Consider the following 22,411-nt stretch of genomic DNA (forward strand, 5'->3'; position numbering starts at 1 on the left):
GAGCGGGAGATGGTCCGACTTCCGACTGAGTTCAACGTCGCCACTCACTTCGTCGACCGGCACGTAGAAGAAGGCCGCGGCGACAAAATCGCGATCCTGTGCGGAGACGCGAGGATCTCCTACGCCGATCTGTTGGCGCGCACCAACCGGGTCGGCAACGCGATCCGTGACCTCGATGTGCGCCCGGAAGAACGTGTGCTCCTGTTGCTCCTGGACGGGCCGGAGTTTCTCTACTGTTTTTTCGGGGCCATCAAGGCCGGCGCTGTCGTTGTCCCCATCAACACCCTGCTGAAGCCCGAAGAGTACGAATACCTTTTCAACGACACGCGAGCCCGTGTTCTGTTCGTGGGCCACGAGCTACTTCCCAAGGTGTCCGCCATCCCGAAGGAGCGACTGAAGTTCCTGCGGGATGTCGTGGTGGTGGGAGAGCAACAGGCAGGCGCCCTCGGGTTCGATGATCTGGTCTCGGCGTCATCCCCCGACCTAGCAGCGGCGCCCACCCGTGCCGACGATGCGGCGTTCTGGCTCTATTCCTCGGGCAGCACAGGCGCTCCCAAAGGCTGTGTGCACCTGCACCACGACATGGTGGTGTCCACCGAGCACTACGCGAAGGCGATCCTCAAGATGGACGATCGCGACCGCTGCTACAGCGTGGCCCGCCTCTTTTTCGCCTATGGCTTGGGAAATGCCGGATACTTCCCTCTGGGCGTAGGCGCCACCACGATCCTGTCCCCACGGCCACCGTCACCGGCAACCATCTACGCCAACATCGAGCGCTACCGCCCGACCCTGTTCTTCTCCGTCCCGACCAACTACGCGGCCCTCCTGTCGTTCCGGCGCGAGCCGGGTTCGGAGTTCGACCTGTCCAGCATCCGGCACGCGGTCTCCGCGGGAGAGGCGCTGCCGGCGGCTCTGTACGAGCGTTTCAAAGCGCGATTCGGGATCGAGATCCTCGATGCGCTTGGCTCCACCGAAACCTTGCACATGGTCCTCTCCAACCGGCCGGGCGAGGTGCGTCCCGGCTCGAGCGGCCAGGTCCTCCCCGGCTTCGAAGCCAGGATCGTGGACGAGAAGGGGAGCCCGGTGCCCCGCGGGCAGATCGGCAATCTCATGGTGAAGGCCGACTCGACCTGCGCCGGCTACTGGAATCACCACGAGAAAACCAAGAACACCTTCGAGGGACACTGGTATCGCACCGGTGACAAGTACCACCAGGACGAGGATGACTATTTCTGGTATGCGGGACGCGCCGATGATCTCTTCAAAGTAAGCGGCAGTTGGCTGAGCCCGGTCGAGGTCGAGGCTGCGCTCGTGGCCCACCCTTCCGTCCGCGAAGCGGCCGTGGTAGGGCGCGAGGACGATCACCGCTTGCTGCGTCCGGCGGCGTACGTGGTCCTCGAGCCGAACGCCCTAGCCTCCGACGAACTGGCGCGCCAGTTGAAGGCGTGGGTCGGGCAGCGGCTGGCTGCTTACAAGGAACCTCGTTGGATCGAATTCGTCGCCGACCTGCCCAAGACCGCGACCGGCAAATTGCAGCGCTTCAGATTGCGCGAAGCGTACGCGGCGAAGAAGGCAGACTAAGAGCGACCTGCGCCGGCTTGCGCGACTCTTTGGTCACTGCGGTTTGCGGGCGGGAGACTTGCAGGAAGACTGGGTGGAGCTAGTCGGGATCGAACTTGAGCCGTCTAGCGGGCGTGAGCGAACAAGCGCAGCGAGAGAGCAAGAGCCCGCTGGCGAAATCCTGAGCCGGAAGCGCAGCGAAGGCGAAGGACCTGGGAGGGGATCACGTGGAAGGGTTTGGTGGAGCTAGTCGGGATCGAACCGACGACCTCATCGTTGCGAACGATGCGCTCTCCCAGCTGAGCTATAGCCCCACTCGAACATTTTCATTTTATCAACCGCCCCGCGGATTGTGTAGAGCCGATGACCCACTCCGCACAACTCATTCCAGCGCCCGGGCGATTTCTTCTAGAACGGATCCGATCTTGTTGGCGCTGGCTACGCCGCCCTGGGCGAATTCGCGGTTGCCGCCACCACGTCCGCCCAGCGCCGCCATCGCCGTCTTCATCTGCGCGCCCATATCCGATGGCAGACCGGGTGACTGTGCGAACACCAGCGTCGGCTGCCCTGCGGTCGAAGCCAGGAGGACGATCGCTGGTTCTCCCGCCGCGGCGATCTTCTGCGCCAGCAGGCGGACGAAGATAAGGTCGCGGTCGGCGATCACGCGCGCGATCTTCTTGCGCCCGTTCTCAGCGGATGTCGCGGCCAGCAGGCGGACGGCGTGCATCTCGGCCAACTCCTCGAGCAGGCGCTGCTGCGCCTTGGCGCTCGTCTTGGCGTCATCGAGTGACTTCCGGATCTGCTGCGGCAGCTCCCAGATGTGGGTCGAGAGCGCGCCCGCAGCGTCGGCCAATGCCGAGTAGTCATGCCGGGCGGTACTGATGGCGCGGCCGCCGCAGACGAACTCCACCCGCACCCCCTGCTTCACGTTTTCGGTCTTGCGCAGCAGGATGGCCCCGATCTGTCCCGTGCTGCGCACATGCGTGCCACCGCACGCAGTCAGGTCGAAATCGCGGATGTCGATCAGACGCAGCTTGTGCCGCTCTGCCTCGGGGATCTTGCGCACCCCAAGCTTTCGCGCCTCATCCGGCGTGACCAAGCGGATCTCGACCGGCCGATCCTCTGTCACCACATCGTTCGCCAGCCGCTCGGCCTTCTCCACCTGCGCTGGTGAGATTGATCTGGTTTCCAGGTCGATGGTGCAGCTCTCCTCGCCCATGTGGAAGGAGACCGTTGGCACGTCGAACAGGCGCACGTAGGCCGCCGAGAGCACGTGCTGCCCGGAATGCTGCTGCATGTGATCGCGGCGCCGCGCGGCATCGATGGTCCCGTGGATAATCGCGCCTTGGTCGATCGGCGCGGAGCCGAAATGAAGTATGGCGCCGTCTTCTGCTTCTTCAACTTGCTCGACTCGGACTTCGGCGCTACCTAAGATTTTCAGAGTGCCAACATCGCATGTCTGGCCGCCGCTCGCTGGATAAAACGCGGTGCGGTCGAGCACGACAGCGCTTCTGCCGCCCATGTCGCGTGACTCGACGACGCGGGCGTCGAAATCGTACAGGAAGGAATCCGTGTAGTAGAGCCGCTCAGTCATCCGATTGTGAGCCGATCTCCCGATCAATAGGGGCCGATGATTCCGCCGATGTTGCGCGAAGCCGGCTGCTGCGCGCGGCCGATTTTCATCGCCGCCGCGATCACTTCAAGGTACTTCAGCCCCGAGCCGGTATTGAACAGCACGACCCGGTCGCTCTTCTTCAGGAACCGGCTGGCGCGCAGCTTGCGATACGCGGCCAGCGACGCCGCCCCCTCCGGCGCCGCGAACACTCCCTCATGCGACGCCCACTCTCGCAACGATTCCATGATCTCGTCGTCGGTCACGGCCACGGCGGTGCCGCGGCTCTTCTTCAGGATGTCGAGGATGATGTAGTCGGCATAGGCCTTGGGGACGCGCAGACCGGCGGCAACGGTGTCGGCGTCCTGCCACGGTTCCGACACCTTCTTGCCTTCATCCCATGCTTTAGGGATAGGCGCGCAACCGCTTGATTGCACAGCAATCATCTTAGGCCGCCTGGCGCCGATCCAGCCCAGCTCCTGCATCTCCTCGAAGGCCTTCCACATGCCGATCAGGCCCACTCCTCCGCCGGTCGGATAAATGATGGCTTCGGGAAGCTCCCAGTTCAGTTGCTCCGCGACCTCGTAGCCCATGGTCTTCTTGCCCTCGACGCGGAAGGGCTCCTTCAGGGTCGAGATGTCGAACCATCCTTCGGCCTGCCGGCGCTCGCCGACTATGCGAGCGCAGTCGCTGATCAGCCCATCCACCAGGGTGACGTGCGCGCCGTACGCCTTGCACTCGACCAGATTGGCCTGGGGTACGTCCGTGGGCATGAAGATGTGCGCCTCGATGCCGGCTGCGGCTGCATAGGCAGCCAGCGCGCTCGCCGCGTTCCCCGCCGAGGGTACCGCCAGCTTCTTCAGCCCGTAGGCCTTCGCCATGGTCACGGCCGCGCACAGACCGCGCGCTTTGAACGAGCCGGTCGGGTTCAGCCCTTCGTCTTTGATGAAGACGTTCGCGTCGTGGCGGCTGGGCAGCATGGGCGTGAATCCTTCACCCAGCGAAACCGGAGTGACCTCGGGCAAGACCTCGGCGTACCGCCACATCGTCGCCGGCCGCCCGGCCAGTGATTTCTTGCTGAACTTGCGCCGGAGCGCCGCCAGGTCATACCGGACGTAGAGCGACCCTGCATCCTTCGGGCAGACCGTCTGCGGGCGGTCGCCGTCCAGGCTCGCGCCGCATTTTGTGCACTCCAGGTACGCGATCTTCGCCATGGGGAAACCGAGAAGTCTAGCAGAACCCGGACCCAAAGCTCGGGCTGCGACCTTTCAGCGCAGGTCTTTCAGAAGCGCTGCGGCTCGGCGGTACCACGGACGTTCCCGCCGGCGCTGGAATCCTGGCATCGTCCGCTTCTTACTGCGCACTCGCTCGAGCAGTTCTCGCGCCTCGGCGTCACGGCCCTGGGACTTCAGGAACTCGGCGTAATGAACCTGCGACTCGGTCAGCGTCGAGGTCTCCATCACCTTGCGGAAGAGGTTGTCGGCCTTCTCGTTCTGTCCCGTGCGCGCATAGGCGTGGGCCAGCAGCGCCGGCGCTCGCGCGAAGTCATATTTCGGGTCCTTGCTGACGACGCGCTCCAGGTCGGGCACGGCGGCGGCAAAATCTTCCAGCTCCATCGAGCAGATCCCACGCCGGTAGAACGGATCGGAAGAATCGGTACGCGACGAGATGGAGCGGTCGAAGCACTCTTTCGCGCGCGCGAACTTTTCTTCGTCCAGGTACAACTGTCCCAGCTCTTCGTAGTTGCCGGCGGAGGGGTTGTCCAGCACCATCGCTTGCAGTTCGCCGATGCGCCGGCGGCGCGAGAACCCGCGAAACGTTCCGCCCAGCAGCTGCGCGTCCGGCAGCACCTCGGCGACGATGTAAACCAGCGCGCCCAGGGGGCCGAGGAAAAGGATCACCCACAGCCAGTAGCCATCCGGCCGCCGTCGTATGAAGTGGATGATCGCCCCGACCTGGAGGAGGATCCCCCACGGGTACAGCAATCCCAACAGGCTGAACATGCGCGCTGGTTATAACATGGGAGCGCGTTAGGAATGCAGCTGGTCCGCGTCCGCTGCTCTGCTAAAATGCACGTAGTGAATCTGCCTGTCCGCCTGCTCGCCATCGATATTGATGGCACCTTGCTCGATCCTACCTTCCAGGTCAGTGCGGCGAACCTTGCGGCGCTGAAGCGCGCGCACCAAGCGGGGATCGAGATCGTGCTGGTCACGGGACGTCGCAGCACTTTTGCCCTCCCCGTGGCCGATGCTTTGGGCTTCGAAGTGTCGCTGATCAGTTCCAACGGCGCCGTGACCAAGTCGAGCACCGGCGATTTATTCCATCGCGACCTGCTGCCCGCCGCGACCGCAAGCGCGATCTGCGGTTATATGCGCGACTACCGCGATTGCCTGGTGCTCACCTTCGACATCAGCGGACGCGGCGAGATTGTGCTCGAGCAGACCGTGAGCCATCCCAGCATCCAGCGCTGGATGGAGAAGAATGCCGAGTACATCGAGCATGTCGTTCCCATCGAGCGCGCGCTCACCTCCGACCCGGTGCAGGTGATGTTCTGCGGCGGCGTGGAGCGGATGCGCCGCGCCGAAGCCCGGCTGGTGGAAGGGCGCTTCCATGTCACCCTGCTGAAAACGCAGTACGTGGCGCGCGATCTCTGCATCCTCGACGTCCTGAACGCGGGCTGTTCCAAGGGTCACGCCCTGGAGCGATGGGCGCGGCACCGCGGCTTCGGCCGCGAGCAGGTCATGGCCATCGGTGATAACTATAACGATGTCGAAATGCTTGAGTTTGCGGGCGTCCCCGTTATCATGGGCAATGCATCCGAAGATCTGAAGCAGAATGGCTGGCACGTGACTCTGGGCAACGACCAGAGCGGCGTGGCGGCGGCGGTGGAACAGGTTTTGCGGATCTGATGAAGAGGGCGGCAAAACTCGGCGCGTGGGCTCTGGCCATGACTCTGGTGCTGCCGTCATGGGCGGCGGATTCCTCCGTCCAGGCGAAACCCTCGGTCGCGCCGGTGGCGTACCTCGCCCTTCTGCGCAACGGGTTCTCCATCCGCCACCAGCGCAGCGAAGCGCGCGACGGCGGGGTCACCCGCCTGTATACCTCCGCCGACGATTTCGTGGATGTCCCCACGCTGGAGATCGCCTCCATCGAGGCCGAGGAGGCCCTGCCCCAGCCGCCGCAATCGCCCCCTACAGGGGACGTTCCCCGGCTGCTCGATCTGGCCAGTGACAAGCACCAGGTGGACGCAGATTTCATCCGCAGTGTCATTCGCGCGGAGAGCGGATTCAATCCCAGGGCGCTGTCACCCAAGGGCGCACAAGGGTTGATGCAGCTGATGCCGCAGACCGCTTTGAAACTCGGCGTGCAAGACCCGTTCGAGCCTGGCGCCAACATCGACGCCGGCACCAAGTACCTGCGCGATCTTCTGCTGCAGTACCACGGAGACGTGGCCAAGGCCCTGGCCGCCTACAACGCCGGCCCGCTGCGCGTGGCGCAATACAACGGTGTGCCGCCGTACCGCGAGACGCGTGCTTACATCCGCCGCGTGATCAATGATTACAATCGCGCGAAGCGCTCGCAGCCGCACAAAGACCAATCCAGCACCGCACCGAAACCCGGTAACTGATTCCGCTAGAACGAAGAACGGGGCGCGAATCCGCCCCGTTCCAGGTTCATCGCTTTCCGACCGCTACGGGTCGATCTGGAGCACGTCTTCAATCTTCCCGACGGCGTCCAGTTGCTGGCTCAAGGGCAGCGGCTGGGCTGTTGTCGTATTGAAGATGCGGATCTCGCCGCCCTGCGCCAGGTACATGCGGTCGCGCCCGCTGATCGCCTGGATCCCGCCCACGTCTCCAAAGCCATTGCCGTTGTGGGACGGATCCGGGTCGATCTCGACCGTCGCTGTCTTCGCGCCGGTGTCGTAGATAGTCAGGCAGCGGAGCTGGGTGCACGTCCTGGCTCCGATGAAAAGATGGCTGTGCGTGTCCAGGCCCATCTTCCAGTGAAATCCGTCGCCGATCTGCACGGGGTTGCTCACCGTCATCGTTCCCGTATCCACCACCGACAGCTGGCCCACGAGTTGGCCGTCAATGCCCGCCACGTAAAGCGTGGAGGAATCCAACAGCGCTACGGTTGCTCCGGGCACGGGGATGGGGCTCCCCACCACCGACGTGGTGTTCATGTCCACCACGGTCACGTTCGCTTGTGCGCCGCCGCATTCCGCCCCGCAGCTCAGGATGTAGGCCTTGGAATCGTCGGAGCTGAAGACGCCCGAGATGGGATGGTCAAAGGCCAACGCCGACTGAATCGCTGTCGCGGCACCCGCCGGATTGGTGGACGCTGTGGCCGTATCGATGACCGTGATCGTGTCCGTCAGCGTGTCGCTGAACACCAGCAGCTTCTTGCCGTTGTGGCCCAGCACCACCTGCACCGGGGTCTGCACCGACACCGTCTGGGCGATAATGGAGTTTTGCAAATCGAGAACGACCACCCGATTCGCGTTCCGCACGGAGGCGAAGCCGGTCGCATTATTCAGAGCCGCAAAACCATCGCTGTGGTCCGGCAACACGATGCCTGTTTGCTGTTCCGTGCTGCTGTTGAGAACGTACATCACATTGCCGGCTGGACTGAAGACGAGCGTGACCGACCGGTCGAGCGCTAGCTCCATCTGCTGCGGCTGGGCGTTTGTTAGCTGGAAAGAGAAGGTAGAAAAAACGTCCTGGCTCGCGTCAATGATGTTGATCACGCCGGAGAAGCTGTTGGACGCCAGGACCCGCTTCGTCAGCCCGCTGGTCGGGTTCGTTGTGGTCTGGGAGCCAGAGGTCCCGCACGCCGTCAGGTACACGCCAAGCAGGATCAGAGCGGATAATGCCCAGAAGATTCGCTTCAAACGTCGAACTCCCACGGAGATGATGAAATTGGAGTGCTGAACTGCGGATTATAGCAGAGCGGTCGCGCGGTCCGGATCGCGCATGGACTGACGCACAGCACGGATTTGAGATATTCTCATCGGATGGTGGGTGATTTCCTTTCACGGCTGAAAGAGGGCCCGGTGCTGTGTGACGGCGCCATGGGCACCTTGCTTTATTCCAAGGGCATTTTCATCAACCGCTGTTACGACGAACTGAACCTCTCGCAGCCGGACCTGATCCGCTCCATCCACGCGGAGTATCTCCAAGCGGGCGCCGAGGTTATCGAAACCAATACATTCGGGGCAAACTCCTTCCGCTTGGCGCGGCACGGCCTGGCCGAGCACCTGCGCGACATCAACATCGCCGGCGCCAGCCTGGCGCGTGCCGCGGCCGACCACGAAGCCGCCAAGCGCGCCATCCAGCCACTGGTGGGCGGGTCCGTCGGTCCGCTCGGTGTCCGCATCGAGCCACTGGGCAAGATCGCCCGCGCAGAGGCGCGCACCGCCTTCGTCCAACAGATCGGCGCCCTGGTGGAAGGCGGAGTGGACCTGCTCATTCTCGAGACCATGGGATATCTGGAGGAAGTTCACCAGGCCATCCTCGCCGCGCGCGAAGTCGATCCCAAGATCCCCGTGGTGGCGCAAGTCACCATCGACGAAGAAGGCAATTGTCTCGACGGCTCCAGCCCCGAAACCTTTGCCACCAAGCTCACCGACTGGGGCGCCGATGTCGTCGGCTGCAACTGCAGCGTCGGCCCAGTCGCCATGCTGGACGCCCTGGAGCGCGTTCGCCGCGTCACGTCCCTGCCCACCTCGGCCCAGCCCAACGCCGGCATGCCGCGCTCGGTCGAAGGACGCAATATCTATCTCTGCTCACCGGAGTACATGGCCAGCTACGCGCGGAAGTTCGTGCGCTCGGGCGTGCTGTTCGTCGGCGGATGCTGCGGCACCACTCCCGACCACATCCGCGCCATGCGTTCGGCGCTGCGCTCCAGCGAAGCCAAGACCACCTTCCAGGTGGGGAGCGCTCCGCGGGCCCAATCCGCGGTCGAAGTCCCGCCGCTGGAGCAGCGCTCGAGCCTCGGGGCCAAGCTGGCGCGCGGCGATTTCGCCACCATGGTCGAGATCGTCCCCCCCAAGGGCACCAACGTGGGCAAGGAGCTCGACGGCGCCAGGTTCCTGAAGTCCATGGGCGTGGACGGCATCAACATTCCCGACAGCCCGCGAGCCTCCGCGCGTATGAGCAACCAGGCGCTGGCTACGCTGGTCCAGCAGCAGGTGGGCATCGAGTCCGTCCTCCATTACACCTGCCGGGACCGCAACGTGCTCAGCATCCAGTCGGATCTGCTGGGCGCCAGTGCCCTCGGTATCCACAACCTGATCTGTATCACCGGCGACCCGCCGAAGCTCGGCAACTACCCCGACGCCACCGCGGTGTTCGACGTGGACGCCATCGGGCTGGTGAACATCGTGAGCAACCTGAATAAGGGGCTGGACATCGGCGGGAACGCGATCGGCACGGCAACGACCTTCGTCATCGGTGTCGGCGCTAACCCCGGTGCGCCCGACCTCGACGAGGAGATCCGCCGCTTCGAGTACAAGGTCGAGGCGGGCGCCGAGTACGCGGTCACGCAGCCGGTCTTCGACGTCGCCCTTCTGGAGCAGTTCCTGAAGCGCATCGAGCACTGCCGCATCCCGGTGCTGGCTGGCATCTGGCCGCTGATCAGCGTGCGCAACGCCGAGTTCATGAAGAACGAATTGCGCGTGTCGGTGCCCGATCTCGTTATCGACCGCATGGCCCGCGCGGCCAGCGCCGAGAGTGCGCGCGCCGAGGGCGTCGCCATCGCCCGCGAGATGTTACTGGCCGTCCGTGGCATCGTCCAAGGTACCCAGATCAGCGCCCCGTTGGGCCGTTATCCAGCGGCCATGGATGTGCTCGAGGTGCTCGGATCACGCCCCGCCGGCACTGCGGTCTGAGTGCCCGTTACGAAACCGCGCCCAATAATGAACTGCGGTTCAGTAATGTGGAAAACTTCGCCCTTGACCATTGCGGATGTGGAGTAAGATTCTAGCTAGACGGAGCAGACCTTGCCGAAGTTCGAGGAGTGTCTTCAGCGCCTGGAAAAGATAGTAAACGAGCTTGAGAAGGGGGACCTGCCCCTGGAATCGGCGCTAAAGCTCTTCGAAGAAGGTATCCAGCTCTCCAATTCCTGTCGCAAGGAATTGGAATCGGCGGAAGGCAAGGTCGAGATCCTGCTGAAGCAGAACGGAAAGCTCCAGCCTGAGCCTTTTGAAATGGCAGAAAAGGCGCAGGCGCACAAGAAGTGAACGGCTTTGAACCTTAACCCGCCTGCGGTGCCCCCTGACACCGCAGCCTTCTCCGGCCCGGCCTCATGGGCGCCGAGCCGATCCTGGAAGGTGGTTCGCCATGAAGCCCTTGACGGTTGTCATCGCTCAGCAAGACCCCATATGCGCGGAAACGCTCGCTGCGTCTCTCCACTCCCACTTCCGCGCCATTTCGGTGGCGCGCTCGGTCGATGAGCTCCGCACGGCTATCCCCAAGAATCGCGCCGACCTGGCCGTCGTGGACTTGGAGCTCGCGACCCTCCCCGATATCGCAGAGCTGCATCGCGAATTCCCCCAGACGGTGGTTGTGTGCACACACCGCACCCCGGACGAGGAGATGTGGTCGTTGGTCATGGAGGCCGGTGCGTCGGACTTCTGCCAGAACTCCGACGTGCGCTCGATCGTGATGGCGGCGACGCGGGACACGCATTTGGGGAACGGGGCCGCTGCCTAGCTCAAGTTTGGAAGGCTGGGGCGCGCTTCGGCGCGCCCTTTTTGCTTTCTTGCATCGAACCCCGATCGACTGACGTACCGATGACCCGACCTGCCGCTGTCCGCTATACTCATCATTTCATGCTCAAGGACACACTCGAGCAGGGTCGCGTAGCCATCGACGCCGCCCTGCAGCGTCTTCTTCCTCCAGACACGCAATACCCGCCTTCGATCCACAAGGCGATGCGCCACAGTGTCTTTGCGGGGGGCAAGCGTCTGCGGCCCATCCTCTGCATGGAGGCGGCGCGCATGCTCACAGGTTCCCTGCCGGAAGGGATTGAGGAACTGGGCTCGGCGCTGGAGATGCTGCACACCTATTCCCTCATCCATGATGATCTGCCGGCGCTCGACAATGACGATCTGCGCCGTGGCCAGCCCACGTGTCACAAGGCCTTCGGCGAATCCACCGCCATCCTGGCCGGAGACGCGCTCCAAACCTATGCCTACGAAGTGCTTGCCCGCCTGCATTGCCCCGCCGACCGCTGCGTGCGCATCATCGAAGAAAGTGCCCGCGCCACCGGTACGGTGGAGGGCATGATCGGCGGCCAGGTCATGGATCTCGAAGCCGAGCGCACCAAGCCCGACGCCAGGACGCTGGAGTACATCCATCGGTCGAAAACCGGGGCGCTGATCACCGCCAGCCTGGTCAACGGCGGCATCTACGCTGGCGGCAGCAACACCGACATCCAGCGGCTGCGCGAGTTCGGCCGCGCCATCGGCTTGGCCTTCCAGATCGCCGACGACGTGCTCGATGTTACGCAGACCTCCGAACAACTGGGCAAGACCGCCGGCAAAGACACCGCGGTCGACAAGGCAACCTACCCCGCTCTGTTCGGGATCGAGGAGTCCATGAGCATGGCGTCGCGACTGGTGACCCAGGGGTGCGCCGCGCTGGATTCGTTCGGCCAGCGGGCAGCCACGTTGAAGGAGTTGGCGCACTTCCTGGTCGAGCGCAAAAAATGAAGCGTCGCCTTCACTTCTGCAATCTGAGTGCTGCGTTCTGACTTCAGATGACTCGTTCTCTCCATGACGTACTGGCCCGACCGCTCGACGTGCTCGTCATCGCTGCGCACCGCGACGACGCCGAGCAGACCTGCGGCGGCACGCTGCTTAAAATGGCGCAACTGGGCCATCGCACCGGGATCCTCGACCTGACGCAGGGAGAACTGGGCACTCGCGGCACTGCCGAAGAACGCGCCCGCGAAGCCGCCGAGGCGGCTAGGATCCTCAAGGTGAGCTGGCGTCAGGCCCTCGACATCCCCGACGGTCGCGTCGAGAACACTTGGGAGAACCGTTTGAAAGTGGCCCGCGTCATCCGCCAAACCCGTCCGCGCGTGGTCATCCTTCCCTACTGGCAGGGCCGCCACCCCGACCACTACACCTGCTCCACCCTCGGATACGAAGCGTGCTTCCTCGCCGGCCTTACCAAGCTAGATATTGACGAGCCCCTGAAGGGGCACGGCTTCAGCCGTGCCGAAAGAACTCCAGGAAAGAAAGCGGCTTCAGCCGCTGAGGGCCCGCATCGTCCTTTCAAAATCGTTTATGCGACCCTCTACTTCGATGTCCGCCCCACCTTCGTCGTGGACATCACCGACCAGTTCGAATCCCGCATGCAGTCCATCTTCGCCTACAAGTCGCAGTACCTGGACCAGGAGGCGGGCAAGGGCGACTTCCCGCCGCAGCAGGAGATCCGCAGCCGCGTCGAGTCCATGGCGCGCTTCTACGGCCTGATGGCAGGAGTGAAATATGCGGAGCCATTCTTGCAGAAGGAAGTCGGCCTCGTGGACAACCTCGCGTTAATCCCGGTAAAGTCGGTCTAGAGTTTCAGCGCCACCGCCACCCCGTCGCGCAGCGGCAGCACGGTGGTGAATAGTTCCTTCGAACCGTAGAGCAGCTTGTTGAATTCGAGGATGGCCTTCGTGTCTTTATCCGGATTGCCCTTGGCCACCCTGCCGCTCCACAGTACATTGTCGGTCACGAACAGTCCGCAGCGGCGCAGGCGCGGCACCGCCATCTTGAAGACGCGCGGATAGTCTTCCTTGTCCACATCGTTGAAGATAATGTCGTACGACTCGCTCTTCTGCTCCGACAGGATCTCAAGTGCATCGCCGACCCGCACGTCCACCTTGTCCATCACGCCGGCGCGCTTGAAGTACCCCTTGGCTTCTTCTGCGTTCTTCGGATTGCCGTCGGTGTAGACGACGCGCCCGCCCTCGCCCAGGGCCCGTGCCCACCAGATGGTGGAGTACCCGATGGCCGAGCCCATCTCGAAAACGGTGCGGGCGCCGATCATGCGCGCCAGTTGGAAGAACATCCTGCCCACCGCCGGACCGACGATGGGAATGTGCCGCTTCTCCGCCTGCTTCTCCTGCTCGGCCTGTACTTCGTCGCGCTCCGGCAGCATGCCGTAGAGATAAGCCTCCACCGCCTCGTTCGTGATCCCACCCATCGCCCAGTACGGCTTCGTGCTCGCGTTCACCCTATCTCCTTTTCCCACGACCGGCGACACGCGACCCTTCACGACAGCGTCTGCCCCGGCTTCATCTCCAGCACCTGGAGCCCCAGGTCCGCCGTGAGCTTCTTCAGCTCCGCCGGCGTCCCAATCAGCGGCGGAAAGGTCCCGAAGTGCATGGGGATGACCGCCTTCGGTTTCAGCAGTTCGCAGGCGTAGGCAGCCTCCCTCGGTGACATGGTGAACAGGTCACCGATCGGCAACATGCAGATCTCCGGCTCGTAGAGCTGGCGGATGATGTGCATGTCGCCGAAGACGTTGGTGTCGCCTGCGTGATAGATCTTCAGCCCGTTCTCAAACTCGATCACGTACCCGCAGGCCTCGCCGCCGTAGATGATCTGGTCCCCATCCAGGATCCCGCAGGAATGATCGGCGTGCACCATGGTGATGCGCATGTTGCTCACCGTCTGCGAGCCGCCCTTGTTCATGGGCGAGATCTTCTGCACGCCTTTCTTCTGCATCCAGGTGCACAGCTCGAAGATGCCCACCACCGTCGGGTCATGCTGCTTGGCCAGTTCCACCGCGTCGCCGATGTGGTCGAAGTGGCCGTGGGTGCAGAGCATGGTGTCGATCTTCTGGAACTTCTTGCTTCTCGGCGGGCACATGGGATTGCCCATCACCCAGGGATCGATGAGGACGGTGTCGCCCGAGGGTGTCTCGACCTTGAAGGTCGAGTGCCCCAGCCAGGTCAGCTTGACTCCGTTCAGCTTCATGACATGCCTTTCCCCCACATCCGGTCGCCTGATTCAAGCGCTACGCGCCACTCTCTTTCCAGGCCTTCCAGCCGCCGGCCAGCGAGATCACGTTATTAAAGCCCATCTTCTTGAGATTGTCGGCAGAAAGGGCCGACCGCGTCCCGCCGCCGCAGTACAGGACGATCTTCTTGTTCTTGTCGGCCGTGATCTGATCGATGTTGACCTCCAGCATCCCCCGCGTGAGGTGCTTGGCGCCGGGGATCATGCCGTTGGCCACCTCGGGGTGGTCGCGCACGTCGATCAGGATGAACTCGTCACCCGACTTCTGCATGCGCTTCAGCTCGTTGACGTCGATCTCCTTGATGTTCCTCTTGGCTTCGTCCACCAGTTGCTTCAGTTCGGGCAGCGCCATGACTGGTTCCCTCCTCGCACTTGAATCGCGAGGATTCTAATCGCCCCGGAGGGCGGGCTGCAACGTAAGCCAGCGGTTACAATGAAGCTGATGCCGCTGCCGCAGTTACAGGTCCTGTTCACGCGCGAGCAGATCGCGCGCCGGGTCGCCGAGATGGGCGAGCAGATCACGCGGGATTTTTCCGGCGAATCGGTCGTGCTGCTCGGCGTGCTGAAGGGCGCGTCCATATTCTTGAGCGACCTGGCACGCGCCATCCACCTCGACGCCACCTTCGATTTCCTCGGAGTCTCAAGCTACAACAACGGGACCCATCACAGCGGCGAGGTCCGCCTGACCAAGGACGTGGACGAGTCCATGGAAGATCGCAACGTCCTGCTGGTCGAGGACATCCTCGACACCGGCCTGACCATGACCTACCTGAGCAAGGTCCTGCTGGCGCACCAGCCACGGGCGCTGCGCACAGTGGCGCTGCTGGACAAGCCCGCGCGCCGCATCAAGCCCGTGCGCGCCGATTATGTCGGCTTCGAGATCCCGGACGAGTTCGTCGTGGGGTACGGCATGGACCACGCCGAGCGCTACCGCAATCTCCCCGACATCTGCATCCTCCCCAACCACGTACTCTAAGGTAATGTGCCTCCGGCCCCGCGCCTTGCTACAATCTGCCCGATGGCCACCACGCAAGTTCCCCAGACCCGGTCCCTGACGTGGCAGGAGGCGGCCCGCGTCATCGACAGCACCCTGCTCCGCGCCGATACCAGCCGCGCCCAGGTCGTGCATCTCTGTGAAGAAGCTGCCCACTTCGGATTCGCCAGCGTATTTGTCCATCCTTCCTATGTCGCTCTCGCGGTCTCCATCCTGCACAACACTCCCGTGAAGGTGGGGACGCCGGTCGGCTTCCCTCTCGGAGCGGCCCTCACCACGGTCAAACGCTTCGAGACCCGGGAAGCCCTGCGCCTGGGCGCCGACGAGATCGACATGGTGATGAACATCGGCGCTCTGAAGTCCGGAAACCGCGGCGTGGCGCACGCCGACATCGCCGGCGTGGTGGACATCGCCCATGACGCGGGAGCGATCGTAAAGGTGATCCTGGAGACGGCGTTGCTCACGATCGAGGAGAAGCTCGCCGCTTGCGAGGTAGCGGTCGCCGCGCGCGCCGATTTTGTGAAGACCTCGACCGGATACGCCAATGGCGGCGCCACTGCGGACGACGTTGCGCTGATGCGGGGCGTCGTGGGATCGCGCGCCGGAGTGAAGGCCGCGGGCGGTATCCGTACCGCCTCCGATGTCGCCCGGATGCTGGCCGCCGGCGCCGACCGCATCGGCACCAGCACGGCCGCGAGCATCATGGGCGAACTCTCCGCTCCCGCCTTCAAATAGCTTTCCGGAACAGAATCCGCGGCCCGAGCCTCACATCTAATCCACAGGTCCGGCTGCTATCATGAACGAGATGACTCCCACGGCCAATCCCGCAGTCGCCGCGCGCTCGCGGCCCGAGCCGATCTCCTCGGTCAAACTCGACCAGTTCCTGCTCGAGGTCGCTGACGTGGTCAACACCACCCTCGACCTCGACACCCTGCTCAAACGTGTGGCCGAGCTCGTGCGGCGGGTCATAGATTACGAGATCTTCGCCATCTTGTTGGTCAACGAGAAGACCCAGGAGCTGCGCAGCCGCTTCCAGATCGGACATCCCCCGGAGGTCGCCGAGCGCCTGCGGGTGAAGATCGGCCAGGGCGTCACCGGCCAGGCGGCGTTGCGCCGCGAAGCCGTCCTGGTCAACGACGTCGCCGCGGACCGCGATTACATCGCCTGCATCGCCGGAGTGAAGGCCGAGCTGGCTATTCCACTCATCATCAAGAACCGCTGCATCGGCGTACTCGACATCAACGCCCGCCAGCGCAATTACTTCACCGACGAGCATGCGCGGCTGCTGACGGTGATCGCCTCTCGCATTGCCATCGCCATCGAGAACGCACGCCTGTACACGCGCGTCGCCCGCCAGGCGCAGAGCCTGAAACTCCTGAACGAGATCAGCCGTGAGCTGACCTCCATCCTGAATCTCGACCAGCTCCTCAAGCGCATCGGCGATCTGCTGAACCGGATCATCGACTACCAGATGTTCAGCATCCTGCTGCTCGACAACTCCGGGCAGATCCTGCAACATCGCTTCTCCGTGCGCTTCAACGAGAGCGTCCAGATCAAGCACGACATTCCGCTCGGGCGCGGCCTGGTCGGTTATGCCGCCCAGAAAAAAGAGCCCGTGCTCGTTCCCGACGTCAGCAAAGACCCGCGCTATATCAAGGCAAATCCAGAGACCAGGTCTGAGCTCTGCGTTCCGCTCATCTACATGGACAAGGTGATCGGCGTCCTCGACCTCGAGCACACCAAGCGTGGGTACTTTACCGACGACCACATGCGGACCATCACCACGCTGGCCGCGCAGGTGGCCATCGCCGTCGAGAACGCGCGGCTTTACGAGCAGGTGACGAAGCAGGAGCAGCGCCTGGAGCGCGACCTTAGCATGGCGCGCCAGATCCAGTTCCGCCTGCTGCCCCAGTGCTGTCCGACCATGGGCAACGCCGAGTTGGCCGCCAAGTTCGTTCCCGCCCAGGCCATCGGCGGAGACATGTACGACTTCCTCGAGTACTCGTCGCACTCCACCGCCATCGCCATCGGCGACGTGAGTGGAAAAGGCGCTCCGGCAGCGCTCTACGCCGCGCTGGTCAGCGGCATGCTGCGCTCCAACGCGGGCATGGAGCCATCGCCCGCCGAGATGCTCTCCATGATCAACCTTGCGCTCGCCGAGCGCGCCGTGGATGCCCAGTTCGTCTCCATGATCTACGCCGTGTGGGAGGATGACGATGGCATCATGCGCATCGCCAACTCCGGCCTGCCACGGCCGATATACTGCCACCGCGGCCAGGCCGAAGCCGTGGAATGCACCGGCCTCCCGCTCGGCTTGTTCGCCGATGCGGAGCATGACGAGGTCACCATCCGCCCCGACTCCGGAGACGTCTTCCTCTTCTTCTCCGACGGCATCACGGACGCGCTCAGCAGTGACGGCGACTTGTTCGGCCGCCAGCGCGTGGAAGAGATCGTCCAGGCCAACTGCGAGCGCAGCGCCGACGAGATCGTGACCGCCATCTTCAAGGCCGTCGCAGAGCACGCCGCAGGCCTCGACCCCTTCGACGATCAGACTATCGTCGCCATCAAGATCAAACCGTCGAAGCCTGAGGTTTCGAAAAGTACGAAGCCGGGCAAAAAGAAATAAGCTGGCCTTCCTCCGCGTCCTCAGCGTCCTCCGTGGTTAAATAACCCGGTGCGTCCCCCGGGCTTTACCTACAAGAAGGACCTCGCCCACTGCGAGCACGTTCCGCTGCCTCGGCTTGCCGAGAAGTACGGCACGCCGCTCTACGTGTACTCGGCAACCACGCTCCGGGAGCGGTACGGCACCTTCGACAAAGCTTTCGGCAGCTTGCCGCACACTATCTGCTACTCGGTCAAAGCCAACTCGAACCTCGGGATCCTGCGCCTGATGGCGAAATTGGGATCGGGCTTTGACGTCGTCTCAGGCGGAGAGTTGGCACGTGCCCAAAGAGTCAGCAAGCGCGCCCCGGTGGTCTTTTCAGGAGTCGGAAAAACGGCCGGCGAAATGGACGCCGCTCTGCGCGCCGGCATCCTGATGTTCAATGTGGAGAGCGAGGGCGAACTGGATCTGCTCGCCCAGCGGGCCGCCAAGCTGAAGAAATCGGCGCGCTTCGCGCTGCGGGTGAATCCCGACGTCTCCGCCGAGACCCATCCTTACATCTCCACCGGCCTGCGCGAGCACAAATTCGGCGTGGCCATGGGCGAAGCGCGCGCGCTGTACGCCCGCGCTGCGCAAGAGAAGTGGCTCGAGGTCGCAGGCGTCAGCGTCCACATCGGCTCGCAGATCACCGATATGGAGCCCTTCGAAGCGACCATGGAGCGGGTCGCCGAGTTGGTGTGGGCTCTTACCTCCGACGGCCACCATATCCGCTACGCGGACGCTGGAGGCGGCCTCGGCATCTCCTATCACCATCCCGACGATCTTCCCCGCCGCGCACGCGCCTACGCCAAGGCGATCACAAAGCCGCTGCGCAAGCTGGGCGTGCACCTGATCCTCGAGCCCGGGCGCGCCATCGTCGGCCCCGCCGGCGCTCTCCTCACCCGTGTCCTGTACGTGAAGCACAACGGCGACCACAAGTTCGCCATCGTGGATGCCGCCATGAACGATCTCCTCCGCCCGTCCCTCTATGGCGCATATCACCAGATCGCGCCCGTCGTCGCTGACGACCGCCGGCCGGTCACTGACGACTGGGATATCGTTGGCCCCGTCTGCGAGACCGGAGACTTCCTTGCCCGCGACCGCGAATTGCCCGCCCTCGAGCCCGGCGAACTGCTGCTGGTCCTCGACACGGGCGCCTACGGCATGTCCCTGGCTTCGAATTACAACTCCCGCCCCCGCCCCGCGGAGGTCCTGGTGAACGGCTCCAAGGTCACCGTCATCCGCAAGCGTGAAACCATTCGTGATCTGATGGGGCAGGAGCGTTAGAAAGGCGTATGAGTCCCGTCGGGGCGTCTGAGACTAGCCCGCCGCTCCAGCGGCGGATGAGGCGCCAACGCTGGGCTATGCGCCGCTAGGCACGGCTGACGGCAACGATCCCGGCGATGTCGGCGCTCCCGGCGATCTCGGCGATTCTTATCTCTGTCCCCAGCTCAGCTTGGTGCGCAGCACGTCGAAGAAGCTGCGCTTGCCCAGCTTCAGCAGGCGGACGTTTCGGGCGGACTTCTTGCAGGTGATGCGGTCGCCATCCAGCACCGGCTCGCCGATCTGGCCGTCGATGGACAGGAACGCCTCCTCGCCCACGCTCTTCACCAGGACGACGATCTCGCGGTCGTCGCGCACCACCAGCGGCCGGTTGGTCAACGAATGCGGCGAGATCGGCGTGATGACGAACGCACTCACGCCAGGCGAAACGATCGGTCCGCCTGCGGCCAGCGAGTATGCCGTCGATCCAGTCGGGGTGGAGACGATGATGCCGTCGGCTTTGTAGTTGGTGACCAGTTGCCCGTCCACCGTGACTTCGAATTCGACGATGCGGGCGATGGCGCTCTTGGCCACGACCACGTCGTTCATGGCGTCGTAGTGCACCACGCGCTCGCTGCCCCGCATCAGGTGGCAGTGCACCATGGAGCGCGGCTCGACGTCGCAGCGGTTCTCGACCAGGGCCTCCAGCGTCGGGTAGAGCTCTTCGACCGGCACCTCGGTCAGGAAGCCGAGCGAGCCCAGGTTCACGCCCATGATGGGGATGCCGGCCTGGGCCACCGCGCGCGCCGCCGCCAGCATGGTGCCGTCGCCGCCCAGCACGATCACGAACTCCGGCTTCTTTTCGGAGAGCTTCTCGCGCTCTACCACCTCGTAGCCGGGCGCGTGGGGCGCGGTTTCGCGGTCCACGTAGACGGTGTAGCCGCGCTGGGCCAGCCACTGCGCCACCTGGGGCGCGACCCGGTTCGCCTGTTCCGACGGCTTGGAGATGATGGCGGCTGTTTTCATTCGAATCTTGCGTACAACAGGAACTCGCGGTTCCCTTCCGTGCCCAGGATCGGCGACTCGATCACGTCGGTCGATCTGGCGCCGAGCGCTATCGCGGCGTTTCGGACCTTGTCCGCCGCGGCCTGCTGCGCTTTCTCGTCGCGGACGATCCCGCCCTTGCCGACCAGCTCGCGTCCGACTTCGAACTGCGGTTTCACCAGGATGACCGCGTCCAGCGGGCGTGCACAGGTGGCCAGCACCGCGGGAAGCACGAGTGTAGCAGAGATGAATGACACGTCCATGGCAAGCAAGCTCGGAGATTCGCCGATGTCTGCCGGCTTCAGATAGCGCGCATTGGTTTTCTCCAGCAGGCGCACGCGCGGGTCGTTGCGAAGACGAGAGTCGATCTGGCCGTAACCGGTATCCACGGCGACAACGCTCGCCGCGCCGTGTTGCAACAGGCAATCGGTGAATCCTCCGGTCGAAGCGCCCACGTCCATGCAGGTGCGTCCGTTGACGTCGAGCTTCCAATGGTCGAGCGCCTTCTCCAGCTTCAGCCCGCCGCGGCTGACGTAGCGCAGGTCCTCTCCCAGCAAACGGATTGGAACGTCCTCTTCGACCGCGGTCCCGGCCTTCTCCACTCTCTGTTCCTTCACCAGCACCCGCCCAGCCAGGATCATGGCCTGCGCGCGCTCGCGCGAGGGCGCCAGTCCCCGTTCCACCAGCAGCTTGTCGATTCGCACTTTCATCCCGGCGCGCCGAATTATACGGCCCGCGAATCCCTCGACGGGCGGCTGCGCGGGTTCTTGCGTTTTGGTAGACTCCGGCGCATGGGGGATCGCGAGGTTATTCTCTATTCGCGCAAAGGATGCCACCTCTGCCAGATCGTGAAGGAGACGCTGCACAAGTGTCACCGCCGCGGCGGCTTCACCTGGCGCGAAGTCGACGTGGACTCCGACCCCGATCTGCACCGCCGCTTCACCGACGAAGTCCCGGTCGTCTTCATCGACGGGAAGAAGGCCTTCAAGTACCGCATGGAAGAACGCGACTTTCTGCGTCGCCTCTCCTCCTGACCTCTCCGGGATAGGGATACAATCAGCCGCCCATGCGCCCCAAGCCTCGTACGGAGCTTCACGGTGATCCCCATGGCCGGTTCGTCCACGATCTGGTGCTTGAGGCTTGCCGCCGCTTTTCCGAGAAAACTGCGCTCGTCGACGCCTCCCTCCCCGAACCGCGCAGGATCTCGTATGCCGAGTACGGCGAGACGGTCGAGCGCATCGCGCGCAACCTGGTCGCGGGCGGGGTCCGTCCCGGCGACGTCGTTGCCATCTACCTGCCCAACTCCTGGGAATTCTGCGTCAGCTACCACGCCGTGACCCTCGCGGGCGCGGTCCCGACGCCGCTCAATCCCAGCTACCGCGAACGAGAGGTCCGCTATCAGCTCGAGAATTCCGCCGCCGCCGTGCTCCTGACCGACGCGCCCGTTCTTCAGCAAACGAACCTCTCGGGCCTGCCCGCACTGCGCCGGGTATACATGACGCGCCAGGTAGCCGGCGCGGCCAGTGCCTTTACCGAGCTCCTGCGGCCGACTACCACGGGTATCTCCTCTTCTCCCGACTCGCCGACGCACGCGCTCGCCGCCCTCCCCTTTTCCAGCGGCACCACCGGCCTTCCCAAGGGCGTCATGCTCTCGCACTCCAACCTGGTGACCAACGTCTATCAGACCATTCCCGCCGCCCGCATCTCGACCGGCGATGTGACGCTAGGTTTCTTGCCGCTCTATCACATCTACGGGCTGAACGTGGTGCTCAATCCCGTGCTCACCGTCGGCGGCAAACTCGTCCTGCTTCCGAGATTCGACCTCGACCGCGCCATGGGTCTGATCCCGCACGAAGGCGTCACCTGGGTCCCCATGGTCCCGCCGGTGATGAACGCCCTCTGCGTCGCCGCCGAGCAGGGCCGCTTTCCCCGCGAGCATCGCGTTCGGCGCGTTCAGAGCGGCGCCGCGCCGCTCGCCCCGGAACTGGCCCGCCGTTTCACCTCCCTGACCGGCATTCCCGTGACGCAAGGCTATGGCATGACCGAGGCCTCGCCGGTCACTCACATCGGCACCATGGAACCGTACCGCCCGGACTCCATCGGCATCCCGGTGGCGCTGACCGATTGCCGCCTCATGCGCGACGACACCACCGAGGCCGCTCCCGGCGAGCCCGGCGAACTCGTCATGCGGGGCCCGCAATTCATGCTCGGCTACTGGAACAATGCGGAGGCGACCGCCGCCGTCCTGCGTGACGGCTGGTACTAGTCGGGCGACATCGC

Annotated in this window: 23 protein-coding genes and 1 tRNA gene; 14 read left to right on the forward strand and 10 right to left on the reverse strand. The window is 64.0% G+C overall.

Annotation, left to right across the window (positions count from 1 at the left end; all coding sequences use genetic code 11):
* Positions 1 to 9: 9 nt before the first annotated feature.
* Positions 10 to 1,581: a benzoate-CoA ligase family protein gene (locus LAN37_06715; protein ID MBZ5646901.1), complete on the forward strand. Its 1,572-nt coding sequence runs from the start codon at positions 10 to 12 to the stop codon at positions 1,579 to 1,581.
* Positions 1,582 to 1,798: 217 nt separating this feature from the next.
* Here the strand turns inward: LAN37_06715 and LAN37_06720 are convergent.
* From LAN37_06720 to LAN37_06735, 4 genes are all read right to left on the reverse strand, one after another.
* Positions 1,799 to 1,874: transfer RNA gene (locus LAN37_06720), tRNA-Ala, on the reverse strand.
* Positions 1,875 to 1,942: 68 nt separating this feature from the next.
* A complete protein-coding gene (locus LAN37_06725; GenBank protein MBZ5646902.1) occupies positions 1,943 to 3,154 on the reverse strand; it encodes an alanyl-tRNA editing protein in 1,212 nt (403 codons plus the stop codon).
* A gap of 23 nt (positions 3,155 to 3,177) precedes the next feature.
* A complete protein-coding gene (locus LAN37_06730; protein MBZ5646903.1) occupies positions 3,178 to 4,386 on the reverse strand; it encodes a threonine synthase in 1,209 nt (402 codons plus the stop codon).
* Between the two features lie 54 nt (positions 4,387 to 4,440).
* Entirely contained in the window at positions 4,441 to 5,175 is a 735-nt protein-coding gene (locus tag LAN37_06735) for a tetratricopeptide repeat protein (protein MBZ5646904.1), read from the reverse strand.
* Positions 5,176 to 5,250: 75 nt separating this feature from the next.
* Here LAN37_06735 and LAN37_06740 point away from each other — a divergent pair, with 75 nt between their 5' ends.
* Positions 5,251 to 6,081: a Cof-type HAD-IIB family hydrolase gene (locus LAN37_06740; GenBank protein MBZ5646905.1), complete on the forward strand. Its 831-nt coding sequence runs from the start codon at positions 5,251 to 5,253 to the stop codon at positions 6,079 to 6,081.
* Between the two features lie 38 nt (positions 6,082 to 6,119).
* On the forward strand, positions 6,120 to 6,800 hold the full coding sequence (locus tag LAN37_06745) for a lytic transglycosylase domain-containing protein (GenBank protein MBZ5646906.1): 681 nt from the start codon (positions 6,120 to 6,122) through the stop codon (positions 6,798 to 6,800).
* A 63-nt stretch (positions 6,801 to 6,863) separates the two neighbouring features.
* Here LAN37_06745 and LAN37_06750 read toward each other — a convergent pair whose 3' ends face one another.
* Positions 6,864 to 8,063: a hypothetical protein gene (locus LAN37_06750; protein ID MBZ5646907.1), complete on the reverse strand. Its 1,200-nt coding sequence runs from the start codon at positions 8,061 to 8,063 to the stop codon at positions 6,864 to 6,866.
* Positions 8,064 to 8,186: 123 nt separating this feature from the next.
* Here LAN37_06750 and LAN37_06755 point away from each other — a divergent pair, with 123 nt between their 5' ends.
* From LAN37_06755 to bshB1, 5 genes are all read left to right on the forward strand, one after another.
* Entirely contained in the window at positions 8,187 to 10,061 is a 1,875-nt protein-coding gene (locus tag LAN37_06755) for a bifunctional homocysteine S-methyltransferase/methylenetetrahydrofolate reductase (GenBank protein MBZ5646908.1), read from the forward strand.
* Between the two features lie 111 nt (positions 10,062 to 10,172).
* On the forward strand, positions 10,173 to 10,412 hold the full coding sequence (locus LAN37_06760; GenBank protein MBZ5646909.1) for an exodeoxyribonuclease VII small subunit: 240 nt from the start codon (positions 10,173 to 10,175) through the stop codon (positions 10,410 to 10,412).
* Between the two features lie 100 nt (positions 10,413 to 10,512).
* A complete protein-coding gene (locus LAN37_06765; GenBank protein ID MBZ5646910.1) occupies positions 10,513 to 10,884 on the forward strand; it encodes a hypothetical protein in 372 nt (123 codons plus the stop codon).
* 119 nt (positions 10,885 to 11,003) lie between these two features.
* Positions 11,004 to 11,885, forward strand: a complete 882-nt coding sequence (locus LAN37_06770) for a polyprenyl synthetase family protein (protein ID MBZ5646911.1) — start codon at positions 11,004 to 11,006, stop codon at positions 11,883 to 11,885.
* A 47-nt stretch (positions 11,886 to 11,932) separates the two neighbouring features.
* Positions 11,933 to 12,742 carry a bacillithiol biosynthesis deacetylase BshB1 gene (gene bshB1 / locus LAN37_06775; GenBank protein MBZ5646912.1) on the forward strand — a complete coding sequence of 270 codons (810 nt, stop codon included), beginning with the start codon at positions 11,933 to 11,935 and terminating at the stop codon, positions 12,740 to 12,742.
* On the opposite strand, the gene LAN37_06780 is transcribed toward bshB1, so the two are convergent.
* Genes LAN37_06780 through LAN37_06790 form a run of 3 tightly spaced genes read right to left on the reverse strand, consistent with a single transcriptional unit; the run spans position 12,739 to position 14,541 of the window.
* Complete coding sequence (locus LAN37_06780; protein MBZ5646913.1) at positions 12,739 to 13,401, reverse strand: O-methyltransferase; 663 nt, start codon at positions 13,399 to 13,401, stop codon at positions 12,739 to 12,741. The genes bshB1 and LAN37_06780 overlap by 4 nt on opposite strands.
* A 38-nt stretch (positions 13,402 to 13,439) precedes the next feature.
* Complete coding sequence (locus LAN37_06785; protein MBZ5646914.1) at positions 13,440 to 14,147, reverse strand: metal-dependent hydrolase; 708 nt, start codon at positions 14,145 to 14,147, stop codon at positions 13,440 to 13,442.
* 40 nt (positions 14,148 to 14,187) lie between these two features.
* Entirely contained in the window at positions 14,188 to 14,541 is a 354-nt protein-coding gene (locus LAN37_06790; protein MBZ5646915.1) for a sulfurtransferase, read from the reverse strand.
* 90 nt (positions 14,542 to 14,631) lie between these two features.
* Between LAN37_06790 and hpt the strand changes: the two genes are divergently transcribed.
* From hpt to lysA, 4 genes are all read left to right on the forward strand, one after another.
* The gene (gene hpt, locus LAN37_06795; protein MBZ5646916.1) at positions 14,632 to 15,165 is read left to right on the forward strand and encodes a hypoxanthine phosphoribosyltransferase; all 534 of its coding nucleotides are present in this window, start codon (positions 14,632 to 14,634) and stop codon (positions 15,163 to 15,165) included.
* Positions 15,166 to 15,207: 42 nt separating this feature from the next.
* Positions 15,208 to 15,918 (forward strand): deoxyribose-phosphate aldolase, encoded by a 711-nt coding sequence (deoC, locus tag LAN37_06800; GenBank protein MBZ5646917.1) that lies wholly within the window; start codon positions 15,208 to 15,210, stop codon positions 15,916 to 15,918.
* Between the two features lie 70 nt (positions 15,919 to 15,988).
* A complete protein-coding gene (locus LAN37_06805; protein MBZ5646918.1) occupies positions 15,989 to 17,809 on the forward strand; it encodes a GAF domain-containing protein in 1,821 nt (606 codons plus the stop codon).
* Positions 17,810 to 17,857: 48 nt separating this feature from the next.
* A complete protein-coding gene (gene lysA / locus LAN37_06810) occupies positions 17,858 to 19,111 on the forward strand; it encodes a diaminopimelate decarboxylase (protein MBZ5646919.1) in 1,254 nt (417 codons plus the stop codon).
* 147 nt (positions 19,112 to 19,258) lie between these two features.
* Here lysA and LAN37_06815 read toward each other — a convergent pair whose 3' ends face one another.
* Both LAN37_06815 and LAN37_06820 read right to left on the reverse strand, forming a co-directional pair.
* A complete protein-coding gene (locus tag LAN37_06815) occupies positions 19,259 to 20,113 on the reverse strand; it encodes an NAD(+)/NADH kinase (protein MBZ5646920.1) in 855 nt (284 codons plus the stop codon).
* A complete protein-coding gene (locus LAN37_06820) occupies positions 20,110 to 20,841 on the reverse strand; it encodes a TlyA family RNA methyltransferase (protein ID MBZ5646921.1) in 732 nt (243 codons plus the stop codon). Before LAN37_06820 ends, LAN37_06815 begins: the two co-directional genes overlap by 4 nt.
* Before the next feature lie 81 nt (positions 20,842 to 20,922).
* Between LAN37_06820 and LAN37_06825 the strand changes: the two genes are divergently transcribed.
* Both LAN37_06825 and LAN37_06830 read left to right on the forward strand, forming a co-directional pair.
* Positions 20,923 to 21,165 (forward strand): glutaredoxin family protein, encoded by a 243-nt coding sequence (locus LAN37_06825; protein ID MBZ5646922.1) that lies wholly within the window; start codon positions 20,923 to 20,925, stop codon positions 21,163 to 21,165.
* Positions 21,166 to 21,197: 32 nt separating this feature from the next.
* Entirely contained in the window at positions 21,198 to 22,397 is a 1,200-nt protein-coding gene (locus tag LAN37_06830; GenBank protein ID MBZ5646923.1) for an AMP-binding protein, read from the forward strand.
* Positions 22,398 to 22,411: the final 14 nt, after the last annotated feature.

It is taken from the genome of Terriglobia bacterium (genome assembly GCA_020073495.1).
Taxonomy (GTDB): Bacteria; Acidobacteriota; Terriglobia; order Terriglobales; family Acidobacteriaceae; genus JAIQFD01.

Bases quoted from the DNA above. Each gene is read 5' to 3' on its own strand.
- bshB1 (MBZ5646912.1), top strand. From the start codon at position 11,933: ATGACTCGTTCTCTCCATGACGTACTGGCCCGACCGCTCGACGTGCTC.
- hpt (MBZ5646916.1), top strand. From the start codon at position 14,632: ATGCCGCTGCCGCAGTTACAGGTCCTGTTCACGCGCGAGCAGATCGCG.
- LAN37_06745 (MBZ5646906.1), top strand. From the start codon at position 6,120: ATGACTCTGGTGCTGCCGTCATGGGCGGCGGATTCCTCCGTCCAGGCG.
- LAN37_06815 (MBZ5646920.1), bottom strand. From the start codon at position 20,113: ATGAAAACAGCCGCCATCATCTCCAAGCCGTCGGAACAGGCGAACCGG.
- LAN37_06730 (MBZ5646903.1), bottom strand. From the start codon at position 4,386: ATGGCGAAGATCGCGTACCTGGAGTGCACAAAATGCGGCGCGAGCCTG.
- LAN37_06755 (MBZ5646908.1), top strand. From the start codon at position 8,187: ATGGTGGGTGATTTCCTTTCACGGCTGAAAGAGGGCCCGGTGCTGTGT.
- LAN37_06735 (MBZ5646904.1), bottom strand. From the start codon at position 5,175: ATGTTCAGCCTGTTGGGATTGCTGTACCCGTGGGGGATCCTCCTCCAG.
- LAN37_06790 (MBZ5646915.1), bottom strand. From the start codon at position 14,541: ATGGCGCTGCCCGAACTGAAGCAACTGGTGGACGAAGCCAAGAGGAAC.
- LAN37_06770 (MBZ5646911.1), top strand. From the start codon at position 11,004: ATGCTCAAGGACACACTCGAGCAGGGTCGCGTAGCCATCGACGCCGCC.
- LAN37_06715 (MBZ5646901.1), top strand. From the start codon at position 10: ATGGTCCGACTTCCGACTGAGTTCAACGTCGCCACTCACTTCGTCGAC.
- LAN37_06805 (MBZ5646918.1), top strand. From the start codon at position 15,989: ATGACTCCCACGGCCAATCCCGCAGTCGCCGCGCGCTCGCGGCCCGAG.
- LAN37_06820 (MBZ5646921.1), bottom strand. From the start codon at position 20,841: ATGAAAGTGCGAATCGACAAGCTGCTGGTGGAACGGGGACTGGCGCCC.
- LAN37_06825 (MBZ5646922.1), top strand. From the start codon at position 20,923: ATGGGGGATCGCGAGGTTATTCTCTATTCGCGCAAAGGATGCCACCTC.
- LAN37_06765 (MBZ5646910.1), top strand. From the start codon at position 10,513: ATGAAGCCCTTGACGGTTGTCATCGCTCAGCAAGACCCCATATGCGCG.
- LAN37_06785 (MBZ5646914.1), bottom strand. From the start codon at position 14,147: ATGAAGCTGAACGGAGTCAAGCTGACCTGGCTGGGGCACTCGACCTTC.
- deoC (MBZ5646917.1), top strand. From the start codon at position 15,208: ATGGCCACCACGCAAGTTCCCCAGACCCGGTCCCTGACGTGGCAGGAG.
- LAN37_06830 (MBZ5646923.1), top strand. From the start codon at position 21,198: ATGCGCCCCAAGCCTCGTACGGAGCTTCACGGTGATCCCCATGGCCGG.
- LAN37_06725 (MBZ5646902.1), bottom strand. From the start codon at position 3,154: ATGACTGAGCGGCTCTACTACACGGATTCCTTCCTGTACGATTTCGAC.